Consider the following 19,684-nt stretch of genomic DNA (forward strand, 5'->3'; position numbering starts at 1 on the left):
ACAGCAGCCCCTTGGCGCGGTTCGGTCAGCTGTGGCCCGGGCCCCCGCTCAGTCCTGGTGCAGCGCGTCCGTGCACCGCAGCCGGAGTTTCTCCAGTTGCTCGCCCTGCTCTCGGGCGCGGGTGGCCAGTTCCTCGAGGGTGGCGCGGGGGAGTCGCGGATCGGCGATGTCAATCAGTGACTTCCACCCGAGTTCCTTGCCGGTCACGGCCAGCGTCAGCGCCTCGAGCTCCAGCAGATCACTCAGCGGGGACCGCTCGGCGAGCCGCTGGTTGGGCTTGAGCTGACCGACCTTCTCCGCCGCGCGGGCGGGCAGCTCCTTGAGGGTGGAGGGCGAAGTGCCAACCAGAGTCATCAGGTCTTCGAGGGACCGCTTGTCCTCCTCGGTCTGGTCCCCGAGCCGGGAGACCACCTCGCGGATGTGGGCGTCGTCATGGCTCTCGGCGACGCGACGGAACAGGTCGACGCCCGCGGCCGCCCCGGCGTGGTGGTCCTGAATGTACGTGTGCAACATCTCGGTGGCCATGCCGTGACGGCACGACCGTTGCAGGCGCCGTCAACCGGTGCGGGCGGGATTTCTAATGCGGGCTGCGCCGCCGGCGAGTCCTGATATGGCGGCGATGGTGGCCTCGTACCGTGGGGTACACCCGTGTGGGACGGAGGGGCCGACGGCGTTCTCGCTGTGTCGCAGGGTCGGGTTTCCCATTTATGAAACGTCATCTCGTGGGATCTAGTATCTATTGATACAGATTCCCGGCGAAAGGGTCTTTCGATGGCTGATCGGATCGGGACGTTGCTGAACCGTTCGGGCGATGGTGGCGAGGAGGTGCTCATCGTCAGCCGCGGGAGCGTGCGGACTCGGTTTCGTCGCCGGGACGAGTTGGGTTGGAACTTTCGGGTGGAGTCGACGGACTCGGAGAACATCGTCGAGGTAGCGCCAAAGCCGAAGCCGCCTCCGAAGTCGACTCGCCGGGCCTCGCGTCCGCGTGGGCAGCGGGTGGCGTACGTGAGGGTGTCGGCCGCCGATCAGAACGAGGCGCGTCAGCTCGAGGCGGTGGGGGAGTGCGACCGGGTCTATATCGAGAAGCAGTCGGCTCGCTCTCGTGCGGACCGCGTGAAGCTCGCGGACTGCATCGGGTACCTGCGAGACGGTGACGAGCTGATTGTCGCCTCGATGGACCGACTCGCTCGTTCCTTGGTTGATCTCAAGCAGATCGTCGGTGAGGTCACCGCGAAGGGTGCGAGTGTGGAGTTCGTGCACGAGCGGGCCACCTATGCTGCTGGCGCCCAGGATCCTCGAGCGGATCTGATGCTCTCGTTGCTCGGGGCGTTTGCGGAGTTCGAGCGGGCCATCATCCGGGAACGCCAGGCCGAGGGCATCGCCATCGCGAAAACGAAGGGCAAGTACAAGGGACGCAAACGCGTCCTGACAGACGAGCAAATCAACAAGGCCCGAGACCGCGTTGAGGCGGGGGAGGGCCCATCGGCAATCGCTCGAGATCTCGGAGTTGGCCGCTCCACGCTATACCGGGCACTCCAACGAACTACACGCAGTAAGTCCATGCACGGCCGCAGTAGTGCCCCATAGAGTGGTGTAACTCGGTGGGTGTTCAGTGAATGACGGCCTTGAGAACCACAAAGACTACACCGAAGGCAGCTGTTCCTAAGGCGCCGGCGGTTCTGACGAGCGGGGCACTTCCGCGGCGGAGGAAAGCGACGTAGCCCAGGAATGCGAGTAGGACGACCCCAGACCAAAGGGCGGCATCGTTCGCCATCCCATCGGGGATGAGTCGCGTCGTCCCAGCTAGTAGGATCAAAGTGGGCAGCGTGGCTGAGGTGAGCATCCCGAGTGAGTGCTGAATCGACTGCTCGAACGCCATCCTCATTCCGACGACCTCAACGCCACGAATATCCGCCTTTGTTCCTAGACGGACAACGGTCCCGGCGTATACATGTGCTCCCCAAAACACGATGATTGTGACTACGACGGTAGTCAGCACAGTTGCGGAGGTCTCGCCGTGCGCAGATGAAACGGCGATGAGGCCGCTCACCATAATAATGCCGTAAACGGCCGCCTCGGTCCCGAACCCTGGGCGTAGCATCCGGTGTATACGACGGATTTCTCGGTCGGCGGCGGTTGGCTGAACGCCCACGTAACTTTCCTAATCAACATCGATGCTCTTGCAGGTCAAGACCACTCAAGGGGTAGAGTGAAGAGCATTGAATTACGGAGCCCTATCCAAGAAAATACGGGCTGAAAGCGTTTATCGCCCTATTGTCGGACGTGGTCTGGTTGTTTCGGTCAGGCCCCGTAGCTGAAAGGTTATAAAATGCGCTGATCGATCTATATTGTTGACCGCGCAAGGCTATTCTGGCGGTTGACGTCGCATTTTGTGCGCTGCTCTGGCTTCACAAATGGTTTCGTGGCGGATCGTCGCCGCCGACGTGTTCAGGTATGGGGTCTGATTCTAATTCAGGTTTGGCTGGCGTATCGCCGATTAGGGCATCTAGCCATCGGGTGGATGGGTCGATGTCGATGAGAAGTGCTTTGACTAGGAGTGTTAACGGCACGGCCAGTAGCGCGCCGAGTGCTCCCAGTACCATTGTCCAGAAGACCAGTGACAAGAATGTGACCGTGATGCTTAGTCCCACAGCATCGCCGACGAACTTGGGTTGAATGATGGATTGAATCACGATGTTGATGGCGCAATATAGGAGGATCACCCACAGCATGAGGATCGGCCCGCCTTCGAGTAACGCGAGCAGTGCAGGTGGGATGAGTCCGATGAGGAACCCAATGTTCGGAATGTAGTTGGTGATAAAGGAAAGCAGGGCCCAGAGTACGGGCAATGGCACACCCAGCAACCATAGCGCGGCGCCATCTATCACTGCGACGATAAGTCCGAATACTGTAGATACGAGTAAGTATTTGCGTGTGCCGGTGACGAAAACGGACAAGGCGTGGAAAATGTCGGGACGCATGCGATCGACAACGTGCATACGGTGCGAGATGGTGGTCCCGTCCACGGCCATGAACAGCAATAGTGTTACGAGAAATGCAAGATTCGAGACCACTCCGAGTAGGCCGACCAGCAGTCCGTCGATATATCCAACAATTTTGCCGATATCGATACTGGACAGCAGGTTGTCGATCCGTCCGTCGTCTACACCGGCGTTGCCCAGCATCGAGCGGGCTCCGTCGAGTATTTCGGCCAGGCTGCCTGTATAGGTGGGCAGGATCGTGGCAAGCTGGGCGACTGACAGTGCAAGCGCGCCGATTAACCCGAGAAGAATGGCGTAAACGGTGGTGGTGGTGAGTATGACCACAGCCCACGACGGAAGTCCGCGCTTTTGCGCCCATGCGCGCACTGGCTGGGCGGCGATGGTGAGCATCAATGCAAGAAATAGTGGCCCGAGCAGGCCCGATAGCCCCCTCGCCACGGCGACCGAGATACCCGTGGCAGCCACAGCGAGGAGGACGATCAGTCCACGAGGTATTGCCCAAGGAAGTGACGTTGGTCGGGTGTCAACTGGGGTGTAGCGCGCGCTCATCCTGGGCCCTCCTGGCTGATCTACCCGTCAGTGCGTCATTGGGCCACGCCGGAATTAGTCGGCGAATACCTCGCGTAGCGCCGCTTCCTGGTCATGGGTCAGGTTCGTGGACACCAGTTCGGCCCTCTGATCCCTGAACTCTTCGTGGACCCGGTCTACCTTGGCGTCCGAAGTCAGGACGAATAGAGCTGATGTCCCCGGCGTGATCTTTTCCTTGAGCTGATTGATGAAGCTGTCGTCGATTCCGACGTCAGACAGGGAACCGGACAAGGCCCCGATGCCTGCACCGACTGCTGCACCGAGAAGCGGTACAAAGAACAGAATGCCGAACAATAGTCCCCAGAAAGTTCCTCCCAGCGCACCGATCCCAGCGAGATTATTGAGCTGCCTGGTCTTCGGCTTCTTCGCTCCCGCGGCCCAGCTCACGACGGCTGCATCGTGCACAGTGATCAGTTCCTGCTTTTGCAGGTTTTTGAGCGTTTCGACAGCTGCATCGGCACCGGAGTCGGTGTCGAACTTCCATACGGTTAATGTTCCGGCCATGATCGTCCTCGTTCCAGAGAGATGATTACGCTGACATCAAGGACGCTAGGACGCCGCAGCGCCGCCTTCTTCATACGCAAGGGGTGAATCCCGTCAGATGTCAGCTGGGGTGACCGGTTCCGTCGGGATCCGCGACGGCGGCACGCACGGTCGGATATACCGCTAGCGGCATAGTGTCTGAGCCGGTCTGCTTCAAGACGTCGTCGAACTGGCCGATACCGCGCGCCACTCGCAGTGTGACTCCCTTGCGGGCTAGTGCATCGCGCAGTTCGAGGAGCATCTGCGCTGCGCTGACGTCGATGAACGGCGACGTCTGCGCATCCAGAACAATGTGCCGTACCCCTGGGGTGCACCGCTGCTCGAGGTGAGTGCGCACGAAGTCGGCGTTTGCGAAGTACAAACCGCTCTCGACCCGCACGACCAACACCCCCGTATTGTCAGTGCCGTTGTGGTCGTCGGCGCGGGGATGCGTTTCGATATCCACCCACCGATCGCCGTCTTCCACCAGCGTCGCGACGTGCGGTCGCGACGACCGGTACAGCAACAGAAGCATGGAGATGCCAATCCCGATCATCAGTCCAGGGAGCGTATCGAACAGCAGCACGCCCAGCATCGCGGCGATTGCAGCTGCGAAATCCGGACGCGCAGCCTGCCCGTAGATACTTCCGAGTCGATCAGTCCAGACCCGGTACAGGCGACGCAAAGCAGTGAAATCAACGAGCTCGACCACAGCAGCGATCACAATCGCAGCCAATGCCGCATCCGGTAGTTGCTCGAACAACCCGGTGAGGAATAGCAGCGTCAATACCACCATCAAAGCCACGACGAGACCGCTGACCTGCGTCCTGGCACCCGCCCCGCCGTTCACTGCAGTCTTGGACAGACTCCCGTTGACCACCATGCCCGAGCTGAGCCCTGAGCCGAGGTTGGCGGCACCGAGACCGAGTAGTTCACGGTTGGGGTCTACGGTGTAGCCATTCTTTACCGCGTAGGTCTTGGCGGCTCCCAGGCCTTCCGCGAACCCGATCAACAACACTCCGACCGCGGGGCCGAGCAGGTCAATGTAGTCGTGGAACGAAAGGCCCTCGGGCAATCCGAGGTCAGGTAGGCCGGAATCGATCTGCCCGACGATCGCCACGCCCTTCTCGTCGAGTCCGAAGAGGGCTACGAGCCCGATCCCGAGCGCGACGGCGACGAGGGCCCCGGGTACCAGAGGCATCCATCGCTTCAATCCGACTACCACTATGAGACACGCCGCGCCGACGACCATGGCTCGCCATTCGGTGTCGGGCAGCCCTTTGATCACGCCCCACGCCTGTGCGAAGAAGTTTCCCTCGACCTTTTCGACCCCGAGGAGCTTGGGTACCTGCCCGATGATGATGGTCAAGGCGAGCCCCACGATGAAGCCCTTGAGCACTGGTTCGGATATGAATGACGCGATAAATCCGAGACGGGCGAAACCGGCGATCAGGCCGACGATGCCGGTCGTGATCGCCAGCACCGTCGACAGCGCGAGAAACCTACCGTCGTCAGCGCCGGCGATCGGCGCGACTATCGCGGCCGACAATGCGGCGGTGGCCGACATCGGCCCGACCACGAGGTGCCGTGAGCTCCCCGCTGCCGCGTACAGGATCAGGGAGGGGATGGCCGCGTAGAGCCCGATCACCGGGGGGACGCCCGCGATGGTCGCGTATGCCAGCGCCTCTGGCACGAGGACGGCCCACACGGTCATCCCGGCGATGATGTCGGGGCGGATCCACGATGCGCGATAACCCTGCAGTGAGCCGAAGACCGGCCATGCTGAGGTGGCCCGCGTTGTCATGACAGTCCGCCGAGGCCCTTGCCGAAGACTGTCACACCAATGATCAGCAACACGACCGCCATCACGGCGTGGTTATTGATCTGCAGCCAGGTCTTGGTGCGATCGAGGACGCCGGACATGCGATCAGCGGCCACCGCGTAGCCGACGACAGGTATCAGGACGGAGCAGGCCGCCAAGATCGTGAAGACCAGCCACACCACCATCACGCTGCCGGTGGGCAGATCGGCGCCGCCGATCGCGACGCCCGCTGACACGCATAGCAGCAGATTCTTGGGGTTCACCGCGGACAGTACGAGCCCAAGACCGGTCGCCTTGACGAACGTGAACTCGTCGATCGCCTGCATCCACTTCGGAGGTGAGGTGTCAGCGCGTGATCTCCATTGCTTGAACGCCAGGAAGATCAGGAGAACACCGAGGGCGACCTTGACCCACCCGATGATCGGGCCTGCCCCGTCATCAGAATTGATAGACCCTGCAACGGTGATTGCCACTCCGGATACAGCGAGGATCCCGACTATCCAACCGAGGCCGAATCCGGCACTAGTCGCGCCCGCGTTCCGGGACAACAACATGAGGATGACCGCAATGATCGGGATCGGTGAGATCGCCACACCGACGGCAAGGGGGAGAACTTCTCCTATTGAGGTGCCCATATCAGCGAGTCAATCAGCGGCCCTGCCGCGAGCGCGTCACCTGTTCTGGATGACTCAGCCCAGCAGCTGTCTTTTTGCCGCGGCGAATTCCTCGTCGGAAAGTACGCCGGAAGTGTGGAGCTCACCGAGCGACCTGAGCTGGGTGACGAGGTTTTCGGAATCCCCGGGTCCAGCCGCCGCCGGCGCCGGCGGGTAGGTCTGCGACTCCGGGGAGCGGCCAGGTTCCTGTGCAGCGTAGACCCGCGGCTCGCCGGCTCGCTGTTGGCTTCGCCTGTTGACGGCATTTGAGGTGGCCGTGGCGGTCCCTGAGATGACGGCTGTCCGGGCCACCGCCCCGAGCAGGCCCGGGCGGCCCATACGACCTCTGCGGAGAACCATTGAGAAGCCTTTCTCACGAAGAATGCAGGAGTTAGCTTTCGGACGGCACTGAAAGCGCCGCGTCGATCGCGTCTCGGGGGACCTGGACGTGCAGTGACACCTCGCCGCCAGCGCCGCGGACCTCACGCGCGAGCTCGCGAGCCCAGGTCTGCTCGTACACGAGTACCACCGCTGCTGTGTCGGGTTCCATCGAGGAACGGATTACCTCGAGGTCATCGTCGTTGACGAGGCCGAGCGACTCGACCGAGATGCCCTCCAGCCCCGTTCCGGCCAGAGAATCGTCGATCTCGATCTGGTCGACGGCGCCCTTCGCGTCCTTGGCCAGATAGATCAGGTCCACCACCGTGGCGCACTCATTGGCGATCACGTCAGCGAATGCCCTCCCCACCGCACCATCAATCTGGTTTCCAGGAAACGACAGGACCACCAGTTCGACGGGTCCCAGAGAGACTGGTTGCTGCGTCATGTCCTGAATAATTCCGCCGCTAACGACTTTTCGCTTCACCCGAAGGGGATGATGTCGATGCGCCGGTCGACCGGCGCAAGTCTTTCCATCCGGGCTGGAGCGGTGGATACACAAGGCTCAACGCGGCACCGATGGTGAAGTAGCTTCGCAGAACCCGGAACGCGAGATAGGCGGGGATATATCTGATGGTCCTCTTCCACCAGAACAAACACACGAGAAGAGCCACGATCATCTGCATACCCAGCACCGTCGCGACGATCGGTTGCCACCGAATGTCTCCGGCGACCGGCCGGAAGATGAGCTCCACCAGGAGCGCGTAGATCAGGATCGGTGCGAGCATCGCTCGTCTCGCCGCATTGACGAGCTGAAAGGGGAGCACGAAGGTCCCGGTAATGGAACGACGGTCGAAGATCGGCGTACCGTTGTGAGCGGCGATGTGGTAGATGCTGCGGAACCAGCGGATCCGCTGTTCGCGAAGATGCGCGTACGACGTGGGGGTCTCGCTGTAGTAGACGGCTTTCGGATCCGAGACCGTGTGATACCCTGCGAAGTCCATTCGAAGGCAGATGTCGGTGTCCTCCCCGTTCATCCCCTCGACGATCCCACCCACCTCCAGCAACACATCCCGCCGGTACACCGAGAACATGCCAGGCACCCCGAGTACTCCCCGGTAGCCGAACAGCGAGACTTGAAAAAAGCCGTGCCGCAACAGGACTTCGACCAACCGCACCCTGTCAATCCAGTTCACTTGTGTGGCGGGCAGCGGTAATCCCCCCACCGAACCGACCGTCGGATCAGCGAAGTGCCGCAAGGCGGTCTGCAGACAGCCCGGTGCGATCACCGTGTCGGCGTCGATGCGTACGACGAAGTCTTCGGTGATGTGCTCAAGTCCCATATTGAGGGCGATCGCCTTGCCCGGTGTCCTGCATTCGATCACTTCGCCGGTGATGACCGTGCATTCACCGAGCGCCTGTGCGGCCATCTCGACCGTCGCATCAGTTGAGGCGTTGTCGACGATGTAGAGGTGGATCCGAGCCGGGTAGCCGATAGCTGAGCGCTCCACTGCCGCGATGGTGGCCGCGATGTCGTGAGCCTCATCGTGGGCGGGCACCAGCACAGCCAACGGAGGCGTGTAGATGGACCGCCGTGAACGGTTGAGCGCTCTCCACCCGAAGATCGCGGTGAAGGCGGCAAATAGTTGCTGCACGAGGAACACTCCCGGGCCCATCCCCCCGAGTAGTGCCCACTGTCGTAGATCCACGACCGCTCTGAAGAACACCTGCTCGATCAGCGCGGCGATGAGCATGGCGGTGATGAGGCACAGCAACATCGTGACGTAGGCGCTCGCCGGGGTTCGGGGAGTGCGACGGCCGCGTCTCGCCGGAGGGAGATGGGCTTGTCGCATGATCGTATGAGGGAAAACAGCCAGTGCGAGGAGCCCAGAAATCACCTGCTGCGCGAAGATCGGCACAGTAAGCAGATTGAGTTCGTACAGTGCCCAACCGCCTACGTCGACCACCGCACACACCACCGCGAACTTGCCGAGCAGCGAGCAGCCGAGAAACACACGCCGCCACCGGTTCGAGTAGACGTGCGCGGCGTAGGTGACGAAGAAGACCGCGACGAACAGGCGGGTCGGCATGAGGACGTTTCCACGGTCGCCTGCAAGCAGGACCGGATCATTTTGATCCAGGACACCGGCGCTTACTAACGCGGTCAGCGTGGTCAGGCTGATGATGCTCAACGCCGTGAAAACGATGAGGAACCCGTTGCTGGCGCTCGCTGGCCGATCGACGGCGTACTTCGGCGGTGCGCTGTCTACCGAGCGGTAGTGGTTGGCGATCGCAGTGGGCACCGGCAGATCGCGACGTTTCGTCGTCATCGTGGTGCGCTCGCCCGGGTGGCCTCGGCGGTCACCAGAGCACCGTGGGAGTCGAGTGTGAATCCGCCTCCGGGAGTGCTCACCTGTACACACTCTCGGCCGAAAGTCGGGAGTGGCGTTCCTACAGATCCCGCAGTCGACTGAATGGACAGTCCGGTGCTCCCGTCCGGCCCGGTCGCGCACTGGATGACGGCCCCGTTGTCGAACGGTGCGAGATCGAGCTGTGAGCTGTCGTCGCCGCCGGCGACGAGGCGGTTGTTCTCGACGTGTACGGGGGCGATCACCACCGGGTTGGGGCCCACCACGATGAACGGCGCGCCCGGCCGCGGTGAGAGCCCCCATCTGTACTGGGGGTAGTCCTGCGGACCGGAAAACACGGCGATAACCGGAACGAGGGCGTTCAACGTATCGATCATCGACGCTTCTTCGCCGCTGGGGGCGTAGACGTCGTATCCGGGAGCCAGCTCGCCCGGTATCGCGGTGAATCCGGTTCCTGGTTCGTCAGAGAGAACTAGCCCGGAGGAGGGGAGAAGCTGCATCGGGTAGCTTGTCGGGCGCACATCGCATCCGCCGTGATCGCGATCGCTCTGCACGGTGAGTGTCAGGTTGTTCTCGACGAGCTGCTCCGATGGTGGCAACGGGACGATCTCGGATCCGGACGGGCCGAGTGGTCGACTTGTCAAGAGACGGCCGTTCAGGGAGACATTGAGGATCCATATCAGATCTGCGGGAGAAGCGGGCATCTGCAGGTCGACGCGCACTGATTCCGGCAGGCGCCCATTGGGGAGATCGGCGAGTGAAAATTTCGTGTTCCAGCTGTGTGTCTCGGTGATCTCGATCTGGGTGAGGTCTGCACCGAGATTCCCGAGGCTCGTGGGGTCTTCCCGGGGCGAGACGGAGAGTGCCCGTGGATCGGATTGCGCATTACTGCCCACAGACACCGCCGAAGTCGAGAGGAAATCGGCCGCGAGTCGTGGTTCCGGCTCGACGACGCCCAGAACGGGCACGTCTTCGATCGTTCCCAGCGTGATGCTTGAGCTGTCGGTGGCTTCCCCATTCCAGCCCGCCACCTCGATGAGTCGTTCGGGCGGGCCCACGAGGATCGTGTTGGCGAGGTCGCCGTCGGGGAGCTGATCGGAATAGGTGACGGCGTACCCGGACCGCATCAACGCGACACCGAGGTCCGCGGACGTGGAGGCCCATTCGTCACCCTGGTCGGCGAGGACCACCGTCAGGTCGCGATCCCAGGCGGCGACCGCGTCCCGAACAGTGTGGATGGGTTCGGACAGCGATGCTTCCACCACGGTTTCGGGATCAAGATGAATGACCGCTCCGGCTGAGCGTTCCGGGGTGCAGACCTCGGTGTGGAGGAAACCCCGGGTGCTCACGCGAACCCGGAGTTTTCCGTCTTCTGCTGCCTGATTCGGGACGTCTATCGCTTCATCGAGATTGTTTTCCCCGCTCGGCAACTCGACCTCCCAGACTTGCTGTCCGTCCATCGCCACCCTTAGGAACACGGTGCTGTGCTCGGGCACCTGGGTGGTGCCGGACAAGCGCAGCCGTGTGTGTTCACGCGACGAATCGACGGGCAATGAGACGAGGAACGATGAAGACGGGGTGTCGTCGGTGAGCCAGATCCCGTCTTCGCGCCCGAGCCCGGTCAGAGTGGAGGCAAAGTGTCGGGTGTCCGGAACGTCCAAGGCAGTCACCACGTCATCGCCCGGCCCTGACAACAGCGGGCGGCCGAGGATGAAGGCCAGGAGTAGGACCACCGCGAGACCGAGGACCCACCATGCGGACACTGGAACGGTTCTGTTGGACTCTCCCGGGAAGTAGTCGGGGAGGGCCTCATCGTCGTCTTGCAATTGCGATCGGGAAGAGGGCAGGTTCCCTGGGCGGTCGGGGGCAGGGGTGTCGTCGTCATCCATGGACGACCCTCTCGGCGGCGGCCTCGCGCTCGCGGTTCCAGAAGGAGGTGCACAGGATGTGATCGCGGTCGATGCGGTCCGCGTACCTCTGGGCGATCGCGATGGATTCGGCCAGCAATCCGTTCTCTAGGGTGATCGGGACCAATCCGAGGCCCAGGAGCTGATCGTTTCGGACCTCTAGCTCGTTCTCATCGGCTTCGTGTCGCGGATTGGGGACCACGCCGACTTCTGCCCCGAGAAGCTCGGCGACGACGGCCGCCAGGTCGGAGACCCGGTGTGTCTCGGTCACCTGGTTGATCACCCGTACCCGGCCGTGCACCTGGGTAACGGATTCGACGGCCAGGCGGACGCATCGGACGGTGTCGCGGATGTTGATGAAGGCCCGGGTCTGACCACCGGTGCCGTGCACGGTGAGGGGATATCCGATAGCGGCTTGGACCAGAAATCGGTTCAGAACGGTCCCGAAGTCTCCGTCGTAGTCGAAACGATTCACCAGCCGTGGGTCGAGTTCGGTCTCGTCGGTCTGGGTGCCCCATACGATGCCTTGGTGCAGGTCTGTGATGCGCAGGCCGTCATTCTTTTCGTAGAACTGGAACAGCAGTTGATCCAGGGATTTGCTCAGGTGGTAGACGCTGCCTGGTTGGGTGGGATAGAGGATTTCCCTGGAAATGGGTCGGCCGGCCCGATCAGGGTAGGAGATGGTGAGGTACCCCTCTGGAAGGTCCACCGGCGACGACTCGTATCCGTAGACACCCATGGTTCCCAGGTGGACGATATGGCAATCGATATCCACGTCGACCACAGCGGAGAGAAGGTTGTGGGTGGCTCCGAGGTTGTTGTGGATGGTGTATCGCTTGTGATCTGGGGACTTCATGGAGTACGGGGCAGCACGCTGTTCGGCGAAGTGGACCACGGCGTCCGGCTGCGTCGACTGCAGCAGCTCCCTCAGCGCCGGATAGTCGGTGGCGAGATCGATTTCCACACTGTCGATCTCGAGACCGGTCACCTCTTTCCATGCCTCGAGTCGTTCATGAAGCGGACGTATCGGAGTGAGGGACCGGGTCCCGAGCTCTTCGTCGATCCGGCGCCGGACCAAACTGTCCACGATGGTCACCTCGTGCCCATGTGAGCAGAGGTGGAGCGCGGTCGGCCAACCGCAGAACCCGTCGCCGCCGAGTATGAGAATTCGCATGAGGGACCCATCTCAGTCACTTCTGTCGGACAGCGCGTGGTGTCCGCTGACGTTCGTATCGTGGATGAGGGCTCGTGGGCTCTCTACGGTGTGACGATGGCGAAGTCCGGGTCGGGTTGATCGAGATAGCCGACCAGCTCTGAGAGCACGGAGGGGTTGCCGTCGGCATCGACGGACCCGTCTGCGATCAACGCCTTTAGGTCCCCGCCGCCCAGCAGCAGGGCGTGGAGTGCCTCGTTCGAGAGTGAGAGAGTGACGTCCGGATCGGGAAGTCCGGCGTCGACGACGTCGAAGTGGACGAGAAGCCCGTTTGTCAGCTGGGTCCGATGGACGGTTCCTGCCCCGGAGAGCTGCCAGTCGATGGTGATTCGGGCGTCCCATGCGCGCGGCCCGTCGATCATCAACGCGACCGCATCGAAGATCTGCTCGACGTTGAGCGCGGCGGTTATGTCGTCCGACGCAGCAACGGTGGGGGTTCCTACCTTCCCGTGGCGGAGTTCGTAGGCTCCCATGAGGTAAAAGTTGCGCCAGGTTCCATTCTCGGCGCCGTAGCCGAGCTGTTCGAAGGTGTCCGCCTGGAGGGTCCTCGCATCGGCGTTATCGGGGTCGGCGAAGATCACGTAATTGACGACCTGCGCGACCCAACGGAAGTCGCCTTCTTCGAATGACCGTTGCGCCTTCTCCAGGACGGCCTCTGTCCCGCCCATAAACTCGACATGCCGCAGTGCCGCCGCGACAGGAGGGTGCTCCCAGAGGGTTGCGGGGTTGCCGTCGAACCATCCCATGTAGCGCTGGTAGATCGCTTTAACATTGTGGCTGACCGATCCGTAGTAACCGTTGGTGTGCCAGGCGCGTTCGACGGCCGGCGGCAACTGGATCTGCTCCGCGATCTCGATTCCGGTGGAGCCCTTGTTGATCGCGCGCAGCGTCTGGTCGTGGAGGTACCCGTACAGATCCCGCTGGGTGCACAGGAACTCGGTGAGCCGGTCGGTGCCCCAGGTGGGCCAGTGATGGGAGGCGAACAGGACGTCCGACTTGGGGGCGTATCGATTGATGGCCTCGGTAAGGTACTTCGCCCAGATGTGCGGATCGCGCACCAGCGCCCCGCGTAGCGTGAGCAGGTTGTGGAGGGTGTGCGTCGCGTTCTCTGCCATGCACAATGCGCGGCGGTCAGGAAAGTAGAAGTTCATCTCAGCGGGGGCCTCTGTGCCAGGGGTGAGCTGGAACTCGATGCGCACGCCGTCGAGCGTCTCGGTCTGTCCCGAGTGTTCGATGTGGATGGTGGGGGCGATCAGCGTCGGGGTTCCCGTGGACGTGGTCGGCCCGAGTCCGGCTCCGATGGCTCCACGTGGCCCACGTGGCAAGGCCGCTCCGTACATGTACGCTGCACGGCGTCCCATTGCGGTGCCTGCGTAGACGTTCTCCGAGACGGCATGTTCCACGAAGCCGGCCGGCGCCAGAACCGGGCAGCGACCTGCTTCTACCTCTTCTTGGGTTGTCACTCCCTTGACGCCACCAAAGTGGTCGATGTGGCAGTGTGAGTAGATCACCCCGGTCACCGGCCGGTCCCCACGATTCTCCCGGTACAAGGCCAGTCCGGCCGCTGCCGTTTCAATTGAGATGAGTGGGTCGATGACGATGACACCGGTGGAGCCCTCGACGAGGGTCATGTTCGACAGGTCCAGCCCGCGGATCTGATAGATGCCCTCGGCGATCTCGTACAGTCCCTGCATCGCACACAATCTCGACTGACGCCACAAGCTGGGGTTGACCGTGTCCGGGCAGTCTTCGTCGAGGAAGCGGTAGACATCGCTGTCCCACACGGTCTCCCCCGAGGCGTTCGTTACGATTCCTGGTTCGAGGGCGGCGATGAACCCTCGCTCCGCGTCGGTGAAGTCTTGGCCGTCGTCAGCGAATTCGGTCATGTGGGTCAGCTCCCCGTGGTGTTGGTGGGAAATCAATGGATAGGCGTCGACTATCTCTCGAATGACGGATTGGTCACCTCACCCGGGACAGGTGAATCGTCGCCGGGCCCCGCGGCCGCCCCACAAGCGAGCTTGTGAAATCTGGTCGCCGGTGCGGTCAGTCGGGCAGACGGGTTAACTCGACGAGCACGATCCCGAGCACATCAAATCTGGCCAGCATCCCCCGCAGTTCGGTCGGGTCAGAGACCGAACCGTAGAGCTTGGTGTATGCGCCCGGAATCTCCGAGACTCGAAGTTCTGGGAATGCCGCAAGAGCACGCTCGGACAGTTCGCCTGCCACGGTGAACGAGTAGCGGACACCTCTGGGCCACGAATGCGGTTGCATGATCGCTCCTCCGTTGTTCCCGTCAGGATGACGCCCACGCGACGTTGGCGCCTCATCCGTGGGCGGTGAGATCCGGAGATCACCTGAATAGGGCGAGGTGGAACGGATGAGAATCGTATGCAATCAAACCCGGAACAGTCCCCGCCGGCGTCAAGCCCGCGGGCTCACATGAAGGGGGTCTGGAAATGACATCATCCCAGGTGGGGATCAAGCAGGGTTTCGCTGCAGGCGGGTCTATCGCGGCCGCGCTCATCTTGCTCGTGACGGGAGTGGTATCGCTACTTCAAGGCATCGCGGCGATCGCATCGGATGAGCTCTTGGTGATCGGTGTCGAGTACACCTTTGCGTTCGACACGACGACCTGGGGCTGGATTCATCTGATCGTGGGCGCTCTCGTCGTCATCGTCGCCGTCGCGTTGATTGCGGGAGCGACGTGGGCCAGGTTCACCGCGATCCTCTTGGCGTGCCTGTCGATAATCGCCAACTTCTTGTGGCTACCGTACTACCCGCTGTGGGCGATCTTGATCATCGCTCTGGACATCGTGGTGATCTGGGCGCTCTCGACGTGGGACACCGGTCGATGAACAGTCGGCGAAAACTACTGTCAGGACTCTGCGCCTTACAGCAGACCTGCTAGGCGTGCTGCCGTGACGGCGTCCCTGCGGGATGCGGCGCCCAACTTGCCGTAGACACCGCGCAGGTGGGTCTTGACCGTATTGACCGACAGAAAGAGACTGTCGGCAATCTCCTGGGTAGTCCGCGGGGATGGAAGGTGCTGGAGGACGCGTCGCTCTGCCGGGGTGAGAATGATGCTTGTCGAGTAGTGAAGAGCGTCCGGTCGGATCCGAATATCCTCCACGAAGGTGTCTAGTCGCCCGAACCTGCCCAGGTGCGTGTCGACCAGCGGTACTACCCCATCGATCGCGAGGAACGGCTGGACCAGGTGCTGGGGCCCGGCCAGAATGACCGCGGTCTCGAGATCGTCGAACGAGCCGCTTTCATGTCCTGAATCAGCCCGCACGATGGCCCGCAGTAGATGAGCCTGGATAGCAGTGGGGAGGCGAAGACCTGGCCGGGACAGAACGGCGTCCAGAATGCCCGGGCATCTTCTTGAGCGCCCTCGCGCGAGTTCGAGGATCGCGCCGGCGACAGAGCACTCGGGTCGCGGACCGAAGACCTCGTTGGCCATCTCGATGATGCGTTGAGCGAGGCCGAGTTCATGTGTCGCGACCAACGCCTGGATCGCGAATGGCACTAGCGGTGCAGATAGTGGATGCACGGCCGCGTCCCGCAGTGCGGCGCTGGTCGCATCTGCGATGTTTTGGGCGGCCTGCGGTTTGTCCTGCGAAGTCGGGAACCGTACGAGAGCCGATAGTGCGCACCAGTCCCATCCCGCAATGGGGACTGCGACTCCATCTGGGCCGACAATCAAGTCGACGGGGTCATCGATCACGCCATCTGAATGTGTACCGGTGAGGAAATCGAAGTAGCGGAGCATCACCGCGCAACGATGGTAGTCGCCGTTTTCAGTTACCCCTGCTGCCGCCGCGAACCGGGCCCCGGTGCGTGCACGCGTACCCATCGAGGTGAACTGATCGTTCACTCCGTCGATGATTGCCAGCATCGTCAGGGCTTCGAGATGCGGTCCGGGACATCCCGCGTACTCGGCTTTGCTGAGCGCGACATGCAACTGGTGGTCCACCTCTGCCTCACTTGCAGTGGTGAATTCGAGTTTCGCTTGCTGGACCGCAACGTAGGCCTCAATTTCGCGATTGTCGTGGACCGCTGCTGGGATTACGTCGCGCATCACGTCCCCCCCGAGCCTGGCGCGGATATCGATATCGATGGCGCGGTGCAGGCGATCGAACAAGTCCGCAGGACAAATTGACGAGGAGCGATTGGACGCGGCCTGTAGAAACGCGTCTGCTTCGGCTAGCGCATTGTGCACAATCCCGTGAATGCTACGGAGAAGATGAACCAACGGGTCGTCGGCGAGATCTGGCGGCGCCTTGTCCAGGGCCCGGAGAAAGGCGCGGCCGCGGGGGCCGAGCACAGCCTTCGGTCCCAGCTCGAGCAAGCATTTCGACAGTTCGTATCGATCGTGTGACGCGACGAGGTGTCGGATCGCAGGCAGGGGTTCTTGTAGCTTTGCATACCATCGTCCGACCTGCAGTTCGAGCCGGCGGACACCGTCGGAGCCGATCCTTCTCACGAGTTCGGATTTCAGGTGTGCCCTCAACAGCGGGTGATACCTATAGGTCTCGACACCAGCGGACCCGGTGCGCAGGAGCGGGAACTGTCGGTCGAGGACCTCGGTCAGCAGATCTGAAGCGCGGGGCCCGGCTAATTCGGTGGCGAGATCGGCGTCGAGTTCCTCCGGCACCGCGGTGCGCAACAGGAAATCGCGATGCTCGTCACTGATCGTGTCGAGCAGTTCTCCAGTAAGGAAGTCCGATATCGCCGGATCGCCCATTGCGGCGACTGATGTCAGGACACCCGTACTGTCTTCCGCCGTTGCCAGCAAGAGAGCGGTCATGCGAACCATCGCTGCCCACCCGCCGCAGATCTCGGTGACCACGTCCAGTTGGTCCTCGTGGACGTGCACCCCGGACGCCGCGAGCAGGCTACGTGTATCGCTTTTGCTGAACATCAAGTCCGCGGAACCGATTCGTACCAGCGCCCCCTTGAGATCGAGCTGGTGCCACGGGATGGCTGGCGGGAATCGCGACGCCAACACGACCGTGACATGGACAGGGAGCATTTCCAACAGGTGCGTCAGGCCGGCCAGAGTAAGGGGGTCGTAGATGACGTGGACGTCGTCCAGGACGAGGATCGGCGATCCAGCGATCCGATCTAGGCACCTGACCACGATCTCTGCACCTGTCCAGGGCGAACCACTGTCTTCTGGCGCACCCAATGCCGACGGCGTCGGCATGTCGAATGATGCGAGGAGCGCACTCCAGAATGTACCGATGTCGTTGTGCTCCTCGGCCAGGCTGACCCATACGACACCGGACAGAGACCCCGAGCGGTCGGAGCATTCAAGCCACTCCGAGACCGCGACGGTCTTTCCAGTTCCCGCCATACCGCAAACCAAGACGACACCGCCACCAAGCGTCCGGGCTTGTTCAAACCGACCGCAGATCGCATGTCTGTGTACCGGGGTGACCGCCAATCGAGGGATCGCTCGATTGCCCCGGTCAAAGGCCTCTGACTCGCTGCTCTGAGTACGTCTCGCCATGGCAAATCCTGAACGGAGAGGTTGTTGGCATCACCTGGTCAACCTGGGTTCGGATCCGAAACTATCGCAATCGAACACAGATGGGGTGGCAATGCGCGATCGAAATAGAGCGCCGGCGATCTTTCATCTCCGCAGGGTGAGCCGAGAAGGCCAGTTCGTCGCTAGCGTCACTTCTGCCCTGCCTGTGTAGTCACACGACGAGGCGAGGAGGAACCTGTGCCGCGAAAACAGACTGGTGAACGGCGTGCACGATCTGTGCGTGACGTGGCCGCCGGGCTGGGAGGGGCCGTGTCGGCGATCCCAGACGGAATGGCATGTGGCCTACTCGCCGGTGTCAATCCGATTTACGGTCTCTACGCCAGTTCCTCCGGTGCGATTTTCGGCGGACTCCGGACTTCCACGACGTTGATGGTCGTGACGACGACCAGCGCCGCCGCTCTTGCGACCGGGTCAGCACTCGAGGGCGTTCCCTACGACACGCGTGACTCGGCGCTATTCCTCCTCACCCTCATTGCTGGCCTATTCATAGGCGTGGCAGCGATGGCGCGGTTCGCTCGCCTTACGAGGTTCATCACCCACTCCGTCATGACCGGATTTCTGACGGGGATCTCCATTGCGATTCTGGCCAGTCAGATTCCGACGATGATCGGCGTCACGGCCAGTGGATCTTCAGCTCTTGCCACCGGCCTGGCTCTTGTCACGCAGCTCAATGAAATCGACATACCGTCGCTTCTGTGCGGTGCTTTGACACTGGCGGTGGTGATTCTTTTCGGGAAAACGCGACTCGTACCAGTAAGCGCGCTGGCGGCGATCGCGATTCCGAGCGTGATCGCACTCTTGTCTTGGTTCGATGCGGTAGCTCGAGTCCATGACATTGGTGACCTGCCGACGGGACTGCCGATGCCCGTCCTTCCGGACGTCACGCTTCTGTCGCTCGAACTTGTCGCGGGAGCGGCAGCTGTGGCCCTGATCGTTGTGGTACAGGGCGTAGGCGTCCGCGAGTCGGTACCCGCACCGAACCGGCAGAAGGGCGGGCTCGCTCGGGATTTCTCAGCCCAAGGAGTCGCCAATATCGCCTCCGGCCTCTTGCAGGGGATGCCGGTCGGCGGATCTGTGTCAGCGACGTCTCTGAACATAGCGCTGGGTGCCCGAACCAGGTGGTCAGTAGTGCTGCGCGGAGTGCTGGTACTTGTGCTGGTACTCGTTGCCGGAAAGGTGATCGGGTGGGTCCCGATGCCCGCCCTGGCTGCATTGTTGATCTACGCCGCCATGCGATCGATCCGCCCTCGTGAGATTGTCTCGGTGTTCCGCGCAGGAGGAATCGGACGTGTCACCCTCACGATCACCGCGTTGTCGACACTCGTGCTCCCAGTGGCCACTGCCGTGGGCGTCGGAGTCGCGCTATCGCTCGTACTGCAACTCAACAGAGATTCCATCGATTTGCGCGTCGTCGAGATCCAGCCGACCGAAGACGCCGACCTACGAGAGCTCGATCTGCCGATCAGGTTGCATTCGGATCAAGTGACGATCCTCGACATCTACGGCAGTCTGCTCTACGCGGGCGCTCACACTCTTGCAGCGAACCTGCCGGCTGTCGTGCCCCGGGCCGTGGTCGTACTCCGATTACGTGGGCGCGCGACCGTGGGGGTCACTTTCTTCAACGGGGTAAGTCCCTTGGGGTGGTGGGGTTTCGGGGCTCGCGATCTGGCTGACGATCG

Annotated in this window: 17 protein-coding genes; 3 read left to right on the forward strand and 14 right to left on the reverse strand. The window is 62.1% G+C overall.

Features of this window, described 5'->3' with window-relative positions:
* Nucleotides 1–48 precede the first annotated feature (48 nt).
* Nucleotides 49–525, reverse strand: a complete 477-nt coding sequence (locus ACWGLC_RS02085; RefSeq protein WP_452098343.1) for a hypothetical protein — start codon at nt 523–525, stop codon at nt 49–51.
* 246 nt (nt 526–771) lie between these two features.
* Between ACWGLC_RS02085 and ACWGLC_RS02090 the strand changes: the two genes are divergently transcribed.
* Nucleotides 772–1,587, forward strand: coding sequence for a recombinase family protein (locus ACWGLC_RS02090; RefSeq protein ID WP_452098344.1), 816 nt, complete (start codon nt 772–774; stop codon nt 1,585–1,587).
* Between the two features lie 22 nt (nt 1,588–1,609).
* On the opposite strand, the gene ACWGLC_RS02095 is transcribed toward ACWGLC_RS02090, so the two are convergent.
* From ACWGLC_RS02095 to ACWGLC_RS02150, 12 genes are all read right to left on the reverse strand, one after another.
* Complete coding sequence (locus ACWGLC_RS02095; RefSeq protein ID WP_452098345.1) at nt 1,610–2,152, reverse strand: hypothetical protein; 543 nt, start codon at nt 2,150–2,152, stop codon at nt 1,610–1,612.
* A gap of 256 nt (nt 2,153–2,408) precedes the next feature.
* The gene (locus tag ACWGLC_RS02100; protein WP_452098346.1) at nt 2,409–3,551 is read right to left on the reverse strand and encodes an AI-2E family transporter; all 1,143 of its coding nucleotides are present in this window, start codon (nt 3,549–3,551) and stop codon (nt 2,409–2,411) included.
* A 54-nt stretch (nt 3,552–3,605) separates the two neighbouring features.
* Nucleotides 3,606–4,094, reverse strand: coding sequence for a DUF1269 domain-containing protein (locus ACWGLC_RS02105; RefSeq protein ID WP_452098347.1), 489 nt, complete (start codon nt 4,092–4,094; stop codon nt 3,606–3,608).
* A gap of 100 nt (nt 4,095–4,194) precedes the next feature.
* Nucleotides 4,195–5,916: a SulP family inorganic anion transporter gene (locus tag ACWGLC_RS02110; RefSeq protein WP_452098348.1), complete on the reverse strand. Its 1,722-nt coding sequence runs from the start codon at nt 5,914–5,916 to the stop codon at nt 4,195–4,197.
* Entirely contained in the window at nt 5,913–6,569 is a 657-nt protein-coding gene (locus ACWGLC_RS02115; protein WP_452098349.1) for a GAP family protein, read from the reverse strand. Before ACWGLC_RS02115 ends, ACWGLC_RS02110 begins: the two co-directional genes overlap by 4 nt.
* 54 nt (nt 6,570–6,623) lie before the next feature.
* Complete coding sequence (locus ACWGLC_RS02120) at nt 6,624–6,947, reverse strand: SHOCT domain-containing protein (RefSeq protein ID WP_452098350.1); 324 nt, start codon at nt 6,945–6,947, stop codon at nt 6,624–6,626.
* Between the two features lie 31 nt (nt 6,948–6,978).
* The gene (locus tag ACWGLC_RS02125) at nt 6,979–7,413 is read right to left on the reverse strand and encodes a DUF6325 family protein (RefSeq protein WP_452098351.1); all 435 of its coding nucleotides are present in this window, start codon (nt 7,411–7,413) and stop codon (nt 6,979–6,981) included.
* Between the two features lie 19 nt (nt 7,414–7,432).
* The gene (locus tag ACWGLC_RS02130) at nt 7,433–9,295 is read right to left on the reverse strand and encodes a glycosyltransferase (protein WP_452098352.1); all 1,863 of its coding nucleotides are present in this window, start codon (nt 9,293–9,295) and stop codon (nt 7,433–7,435) included.
* Nucleotides 9,292–11,223: a hypothetical protein gene (locus ACWGLC_RS02135; protein WP_452098353.1), complete on the reverse strand. Its 1,932-nt coding sequence runs from the start codon at nt 11,221–11,223 to the stop codon at nt 9,292–9,294. The genes ACWGLC_RS02130 and ACWGLC_RS02135 overlap by 4 nt, the downstream gene beginning before the upstream one ends.
* Entirely contained in the window at nt 11,216–12,415 is a 1,200-nt protein-coding gene (locus ACWGLC_RS02140; protein WP_452098354.1) for an NAD-dependent epimerase/dehydratase family protein, read from the reverse strand. The genes ACWGLC_RS02135 and ACWGLC_RS02140 overlap by 8 nt, the downstream gene beginning before the upstream one ends.
* An 83-nt stretch (nt 12,416–12,498) precedes the next feature.
* On the reverse strand, nt 12,499–14,340 hold the full coding sequence (locus ACWGLC_RS02145; RefSeq protein ID WP_452098355.1) for an alkyl/aryl-sulfatase: 1,842 nt from the start codon (nt 14,338–14,340) through the stop codon (nt 12,499–12,501).
* Nucleotides 14,341–14,497: 157 nt separating this feature from the next.
* A complete protein-coding gene (locus ACWGLC_RS02150) occupies nt 14,498–14,680 on the reverse strand; it encodes a hypothetical protein (protein ID WP_452098356.1) in 183 nt (60 codons plus the stop codon).
* 230 nt (nt 14,681–14,910) lie between these two features.
* On the opposite strand from ACWGLC_RS02150, the gene ACWGLC_RS02155 reads away from it, so the two are divergent.
* Entirely contained in the window at nt 14,911–15,309 is a 399-nt protein-coding gene (locus ACWGLC_RS02155) for a DUF7144 family membrane protein (RefSeq protein ID WP_452098357.1), read from the forward strand.
* Between the two features lie 35 nt (nt 15,310–15,344).
* Here ACWGLC_RS02155 and ACWGLC_RS02160 read toward each other — a convergent pair whose 3' ends face one another.
* Entirely contained in the window at nt 15,345–17,810 is a 2,466-nt protein-coding gene (locus ACWGLC_RS02160) for a LuxR C-terminal-related transcriptional regulator (RefSeq protein ID WP_452098358.1), read from the reverse strand.
* 465 nt (nt 17,811–18,275) lie between these two features.
* On the opposite strand from ACWGLC_RS02160, the gene ACWGLC_RS02165 reads away from it, so the two are divergent.
* Nucleotides 18,276–19,684, forward strand: a 1,409-nt coding sequence (locus ACWGLC_RS02165) for a SulP family inorganic anion transporter (RefSeq protein WP_452098373.1), incomplete at its 3' end; no start/stop codon positions are given.

This window comes from Dietzia sp. NPDC055877, from assembly GCF_053615975.1.

What these genes read in the sequence shown, in the direction of transcription:
- ACWGLC_RS02085 (WP_452098343.1), bottom strand. Translation starts at nt 525, where the DNA reads ATGGCCACCGAGATGTTGCACACGTACATTCAGGACCACCACGCCGGG.
- ACWGLC_RS02090 (WP_452098344.1), top strand. Translation starts at nt 772, where the DNA reads ATGGCTGATCGGATCGGGACGTTGCTGAACCGTTCGGGCGATGGTGGC.
- ACWGLC_RS02100 (WP_452098346.1), bottom strand. Translation starts at nt 3,551, where the DNA reads ATGAGCGCGCGCTACACCCCAGTTGACACCCGACCAACGTCACTTCCT.
- ACWGLC_RS02105 (WP_452098347.1), bottom strand. Translation starts at nt 4,094, where the DNA reads ATGGCCGGAACATTAACCGTATGGAAGTTCGACACCGACTCCGGTGCC.
- ACWGLC_RS02110 (WP_452098348.1), bottom strand. Translation starts at nt 5,916, where the DNA reads ATGACAACGCGGGCCACCTCAGCATGGCCGGTCTTCGGCTCACTGCAG.
- ACWGLC_RS02115 (WP_452098349.1), bottom strand. Translation starts at nt 6,569, where the DNA reads ATGGGCACCTCAATAGGAGAAGTTCTCCCCCTTGCCGTCGGTGTGGCG.
- ACWGLC_RS02120 (WP_452098350.1), bottom strand. Translation starts at nt 6,947, where the DNA reads ATGGTTCTCCGCAGAGGTCGTATGGGCCGCCCGGGCCTGCTCGGGGCG.
- ACWGLC_RS02125 (WP_452098351.1), bottom strand. Translation starts at nt 7,413, where the DNA reads ATGACGCAGCAACCAGTCTCTCTGGGACCCGTCGAACTGGTGGTCCTG.
- ACWGLC_RS02130 (WP_452098352.1), bottom strand. Translation starts at nt 9,295, where the DNA reads ATGACGACGAAACGTCGCGATCTGCCGGTGCCCACTGCGATCGCCAAC.
- ACWGLC_RS02135 (WP_452098353.1), bottom strand. Translation starts at nt 11,223, where the DNA reads ATGGATGACGACGACACCCCTGCCCCCGACCGCCCAGGGAACCTGCCC.
- ACWGLC_RS02140 (WP_452098354.1), bottom strand. Translation starts at nt 12,415, where the DNA reads ATGCGAATTCTCATACTCGGCGGCGACGGGTTCTGCGGTTGGCCGACC.
- ACWGLC_RS02145 (WP_452098355.1), bottom strand. Translation starts at nt 14,340, where the DNA reads ATGACCGAATTCGCTGACGACGGCCAAGACTTCACCGACGCGGAGCGA.
- ACWGLC_RS02155 (WP_452098357.1), top strand. Translation starts at nt 14,911, where the DNA reads ATGACATCATCCCAGGTGGGGATCAAGCAGGGTTTCGCTGCAGGCGGG.
- ACWGLC_RS02160 (WP_452098358.1), bottom strand. Translation starts at nt 17,810, where the DNA reads ATGGCGGGAACTGGAAAGACCGTCGCGGTCTCGGAGTGGCTTGAATGC.